At 35.9% G+C, this 6,098-nt stretch carries 2 protein-coding genes; one reads left to right on the top strand and one right to left on the bottom strand.

Annotated features, from left to right (window positions below):
• Window positions 1–91: 91 nt before the first annotated feature.
• Window positions 92–499, bottom strand: coding sequence for a type VI secretion system contractile sheath small subunit (tssB, locus tag DNJ75_RS11455; protein ID WP_117003590.1), 408 nt, complete (start codon window positions 497–499; stop codon window positions 92–94).
• 627 nt (window positions 500–1,126) lie between these two features.
• On the opposite strand from tssB, the gene DNJ75_RS11450 reads away from it, so the two are divergent.
• Window positions 1,127–6,094: a hypothetical protein gene (locus DNJ75_RS11450; protein ID WP_150469053.1), complete on the top strand. Its 4,968-nt coding sequence runs from the start codon at window positions 1,127–1,129 to the stop codon at window positions 6,092–6,094.
• The last annotated feature ends 4 nt before the right edge of the window (window positions 6,095–6,098 follow it).

Below are 6,098 nucleotides of genomic sequence, written 5' to 3'. Positions count from 1 at the left end.
ACTTTAAACTCTGACGAGTAACTTGCTCTTTTTGTGCTCACAAATACGCCCTCTATTCATTTTACTTTCAACAATATATCGGAAATGAATTTCAAAAGATACTGTTTAAATTTCTTGGGGTATTATATAACATTTCTTTTAATTGGAGAAGTGCATTGAGTTCAGGTACTTTTTTGGCAATGCGATCAGGCTGAAAATCTGCCATTGATGTGAATTTATAATTGATATCAATCATTGGTGATTTAGCAGGATTGATGCTATTAGGAACACGCATATTTGCAGTGATTTCCATATCTTTAAGTGTGGCATCAAGCCCATTTTTAATCACGCGAACATCACGATCTTCAAATGGCAGCTTGGCATCTTTTGATTTGCCTTTGGATAGATCGCCCATCACGAGAACGCGATATGGAAGTTCTTTTTTCTTTGCCTCACCTTTAACGCGAGTGTCGTATTGAATCATCAATCTTGATTTTGGAAGCTTCTTATTTACAGCCATGTTATCCGTTCCTTTTTAATGCTCTTATAGTTGATTATATGCTGAGAATATTTCCTATCAGCACTTAAGATTTTTACTAGAAATTCAATTTTCTGGTTAGTTATTTGGCTGGATCAATGTAACCTGTTGATTTATGGTTAGTCAATAGCTAGAAGCAAAAAATACAAATTTATTTTTTGAGTGATTTAATAGGTTTTTTTGAAAAAATAACACTCACCTCTTGATTTATATGAATTCTATGCATGGATGGATGACGATTTTAATGAATCAGACAAATTTTGTTTTTTTTATTTTCAAAAAATGCTTTAAATTGACTTGACCTGATTGTTTGTTTATCGATAGATTATTTATTAGGGAATGGCAAATAATATACCCATCGTAAATCATTTTGCGGTGTTTAATGTTGAAGAAGTTTTTGATACTTTTGGATGATTGGATTGCAGGTAATAGCTAGGACTATTGGCAAGAGCCAATCATCCAAAAGTGTGAGAAATTTGATAACAGAAGTACTGTAAATTGGTTTGTGATGGGTATAACTGTCGTTACTTGAGCTACACCGCTCGTAAATTATTTTGCGATAGCTATATCGGCTTGAGTATTGGAGTAACTAACCTACAGGGATAATGGATGATGTTTGGAATGCCTTTTTCAGTTGCAAGTTTTTCACCGGTTGCCAAACTGGGTTATCAAGTCTTGCAGGAAGCGTATAAAAGCTATGCATCAATCGAAGATGTTAATGATAATACTAAGGTCGAAGATGTTTCACTGATTGTCGTTGATCCGCAGATTGTGCAGCAATATGTTAATTTCTTTGATGATAAAATTGGTGAGATTCGCGAGGGGTTAAAGGGAAGCGTCAATAAGATCGAGAGTCATGATCTGCAATGCCGCATGCAGTTTGGCAGTGAAAACTCAAAAGAGGCGCATAAATTCTTGGCTGAAAGCTGGGGTTTGCGTGAAACATCCAAAAAAATATGGGGCTATCTATCGGGCAAACGCTTGTTTTTAACCGATGGTATTGCGCCATATAAACTGGCGGTGGCATCTAAAAGTGGGCGCATTGATAACGGCTCAAATTTTTTTGAGCTGGATGATGTAAAGCGCGATCTTATTATGGTTTTTGCCGATTTGGTTACTTTTTTGCAAGTGCACACGGCAAGCTCATTAGATCCAAAGAAACTCTCTGATGCACAAACCGATGCTGATATCTCGACGATGGTCAATAAAAGTGGCACGGTTTATACCTTTGTATCTTTGGATATTGTCTTATTATTTATCATTACCAATCATCTTTATAATATCCTCAATATGACGCATTACCTTTATCAAAATGGTAATTTGGTTTACCCAACCCTATATGCACATATCGATCATTTAAATGAATATATCACATCAATTGCTATTCCACTTTTAGAACAAAAGCAAGAGCAGAACTTACAAGAGCGCTCTGAGTCCTTTCGTAATGCCACTTCACATTTGGTTAGTGTGCTTAAGGAAAGTCAGAATATCCATATGCAGAAGATGTCAACCATGCTAAGTAGTATAGGGGATAAACAGGTTAATGAAGTCTCTTATATGAATGCCGCCCCTACCTCAGGGATTGCTAGTTTCTTGGCAAAAAAATCTTACAGTAATATTGCTTCAAGCATGGGTAATGTTAAAGCATTTGTGACCGATGTGGCTGAGCAAAAAGGGCATTATGACCAGATGCAAAAAGTAATTGCGCAAAATAAAGCAGCCATTGAAGCATCCAAGCAAATGATAAAAGAGAAGCCTAATGATAAAACTTTGAAAGTTTTTGGCGGTAACTTTGGTCATACGATGTTAGGTGGTGCTGACTTAGGCGGCAAGTTTAAGAAAGCCATTCCACCATTTGAAGTAGCACGTTTGTCACAGTCATATTTCCAAAGTGTCTTGTACAAAGTAGAAACTTCAGCACCAACGGCAATGCTTAAACATATTCACGAATCAATGCCGTTGATGAATTATTATTTTGATTTAGTGCGTTCAATTTTACGCCTGATGTTTAGCTATAATGATATTTCACTTAATAGCAGTATGTTAAACACCTTTATTGGTAGCTTATACCTTAAGATGTTTACCTATTATGATGCATTTTTTACCGAGGTTAAGGACAAAACCGCTGTTGATGAAAAACTCAATGGTTTAATGGGTAAAGACTATGTTAATACTGCAGTGAGTATTACATTGGAAAAAGTGGCAGAATTAGATCCTGTAAAACATAAAATTGTTGCTATTAGCTATTCAGATATAAATCTCACAACAGAAAAAGAAATTGCTCAATTATTATTTGGCAGCACTCAGCAAAAAATGCCTGAGATGGCATATCTTGAATGTATTGAAATAGAGAGTTTAGAATTAAGGTTAGATGTATTATTTAGCAAGATGAAGGATCCAGAACAAATCCCAATTGTTCAAGCGTGGGTTGATAAGGTGCTAATGATTAAAGCAATTGCTGCTAAGCAAAACACGCCATTAACGCAGGCGGCAATTGAGATTCCTGAAGACGCAGATGCCAAAGGCTTTGGCGATGATGTAGCAGCTCTTTTAAAGAGAGAAAAGCGTGAAGAAGTATATAAACATTTTGCTGAAAATGCCGATGATTTAGAAAAAGTTATTGCGAGCTGTTTTCCACTTGAAATGCCGATGTTACAATTTTTATTTAGAAAGCGCAGTGCAGTCAGTCAATCATCTTTGGCAATCAGCGGTGTTACTCCTTTTTATTTATTACTTGATTATAGCTATAGCATGGTTGTGCATTCCTTTGTTGTACACTATGCACGCGAGTCAATGGATAAGGCAAATCAGGCGATTAAAAAGCATCTTTGTGTGAGTGAAAAAGAGCCAAAAGATAAAAAAATTGAACAGCGCTTAGAAAAATTAATTCAAGAGTACTTAAAGCGTTATCAAAAATGCTTTTCACAAGAAGAGTTTGATGAATTAGTAGGTAATCCTATCAATAAGGTAGTAGAAGCCATTGCCGCTTCAGCAAAAGATGCGTTACTGCCAACCATGTCATTGATACTCGCAACAATGATGTCATTGTTTGAGCGGTTGGTTTTACTTGATATCGGTAAACGCTCAGCAAGTAGTATGATCAAGCAATATGGCAGCATGATTTTTCATAACGAAGCGTTTAGAGGCAGTTTAAAAAAGCTTTATGAAGATGAGCGAAGTATCGCGCAAGTATTAGAAGCCATTACTTATCAGCTGTTACCTGAGCTTGAGCAATATGCTGATACGGTGAATAGTCATTATTGGTTAAGTGGGCTAAAGAAAGTCTATAACAGTGTGCGTCCGCAAATGATGACTTTATCGGATTCACTGTATAAACATGGGCAGATGGCAGTTGACTATTTGGATAAAGCCAGTGTTTATCTCAAAGATGGGCAAAAAGTTGATATTAAGCAAAAAGCCTACTTAACGTTGCTTAGCAATATCCATGAGTTCTTAAAGCAGCAAGTGCAAACAGTGCCCTATAATGCCAAAGGAGAAAAATTTGAATATGATACATTCGTACAATCAGCGATTATAAAAAATGATCAAATTCAAGCGAGTGTTAAAGAACAAAAACTAGCATTGTTGAAAAAAGTATCGGATTACTCTGAGCTTAAGCAATACCCATTAGAAACAAAAATGTTCTTTTACAGTATGTTAAGAGGTGGTGGCTGGAGCTTGTTTAGCACACATCCTATCCCATCGGATGAGTTTTTGTTGTCGAGTGTTGATAGCCAGTTATTATTGCTATCTCTTCTCAAAGATACTGATCAGATTGTTGTTGATGCTACACCTCCAAGATTGCCTGCGCCAGTCCCTTTATTTAGAGATTTACAGGAACAAATTGTTACAAGCTATCAGCATAATAATACATTGGATTGGTGTTTTTTGGACTTGGCTCATCAAGGGCGCAGAAATGGACAATATAAATTAGGTGTCATTAATCAATTAGTTGTTTTATTACAGTTTTTACCTGAAGATAAAAATCCACTCAGAGTTTCATTGCTTACACAAATTAATTTAGTTCAGCAGTTAATGTTAAGTTTAAAAAGTTATGAGGTTGCGGAAAAGAGGAAGGCAGTAGCGGCCATGCTTATGAGTTGTCTTTATTTCAAGCGTGATTATGACTTAGTACAGCCTTTTAAAGAGGCCGTACTTGCTGCAGATGACTCTGGAAGCGCTTTAGATTTAATGTTAGATTCATTTGCGCATAGCTGTCGCTATGATCTTAGTAGCATGCCTGGAACGATGTATTTTATATTGTTTTCATTAGATCAATTTATGTCTTTAGAGTCGTCAACACTTAGAAAATTGTTTAAATTGAAAGTTCAATCATGTGGATTCTTAAATCAAGGAAGGAAAGATTTTTTAAATTCGTTTATTGAGAGTGAAATGGCAACAAATATTCCACTATTGAAAAACCAAATAGATTTAACGGTGTCAGCAATTCAGTGTGATATTCATAAGGCGTTTATACGTATTAAAGCTATTCTTTCTCAAGATAAAGATGAAATGGAGGCGATAAAAAACAATATAACAAAAGTATCTAAAGCGAGTATCAAGAACATAAAAGATAGGGTATATACAAGTGACTTATATCAAAAATCAAGGCAGGTATTTTGGATTTTGAAAAGTCTTGGTGCGGCTGGTATTGAATCTAAAACTGGGAAATTTAAAAATACTCGAGTGGCAAGCTTCTTTGAGTTTGTTAAGAAAGAACCTAATCAGGTGCCCGTTTCATTTGTATCAGCAAACAATTTCATGTGGAGTGAAGATGCATTTGATGAAGAGGAGTATGTTCCAATTAATCGGATTAAGGCGAGTCACATTTGTGATAAGACAATACTTAAAGATGATTACCTGAGTCCAATAAGCGATGCACTTGCTCAGCTTGCATATCCAGCAGTTTATGCGTTGATTAGACGTGAAGTTAATAAACTTTTAAATTTGGTTGATTACCAAAAGGGAACCAAAAAGCTTAAGCTCCCAGAGGAAAATTGTAGTACTGCATTGGCTGTTTTTCTAGTGATGATGTCATATATTGCCAAAGTGTCATATGTATTTAATGCAAGAGGTGAGGCTGATGCAGGCAGGATTATAACAACAATTGATAGGTTGAATTTATACGAATTTGAAAGTTTTTTTATGATTTACACTGAGTATGATGAACTTTATCGAGACCTCTATAATAGCAAGGCTCAAGCAGTATCAGACGGTAATATGGTACAGCCATTCGATGATTTAAATTCATTTACTACTGATCGAGATCAGCATTTCCAGCTGTTGAAAAGATTAATCGATGAGCAATCATTTAAAGCTCAGAAAAGCCAAAAAATTGATCAACTCTATTGCCGTAATGATTCCTATACAGTCTCACAAAAGCAGTCTGATGGAGCGGTAGTTATGGATGTTGACTCTAAGTGGTGGGTAGAGTGGAAGAATGTTGATCTATACGACGAACAAGCATTAATCCGTTTATATGATGACTCCGATTGGATGTCTAAGCAAAGCACAGATTTGCGTATAAAAAAACTAAAGGCTTATGTTACAGATTTTGAAGCAGCATTAAAGCGGTAGACCA

It is taken from the genome of Cysteiniphilum litorale (assembly GCF_003428165.1).
GTDB classification, from domain to species: Bacteria; Pseudomonadota; Gammaproteobacteria; order Francisellales; family Francisellaceae; genus Caedibacter; species Caedibacter litoralis.
This window is presented reverse-complemented; position numbering and strand designations above follow the sequence as displayed.

Coding starts and splice junctions, on each gene's coding strand:
- tssB (WP_117003590.1), bottom strand. CDS start 499: ATGGCTGTAAATAAGAAGCTTCCAAAATCAAGATTGATGATTCAATAC.
- DNJ75_RS11450 (WP_150469053.1), top strand. CDS start 1,127: ATGATGTTTGGAATGCCTTTTTCAGTTGCAAGTTTTTCACCGGTTGCC.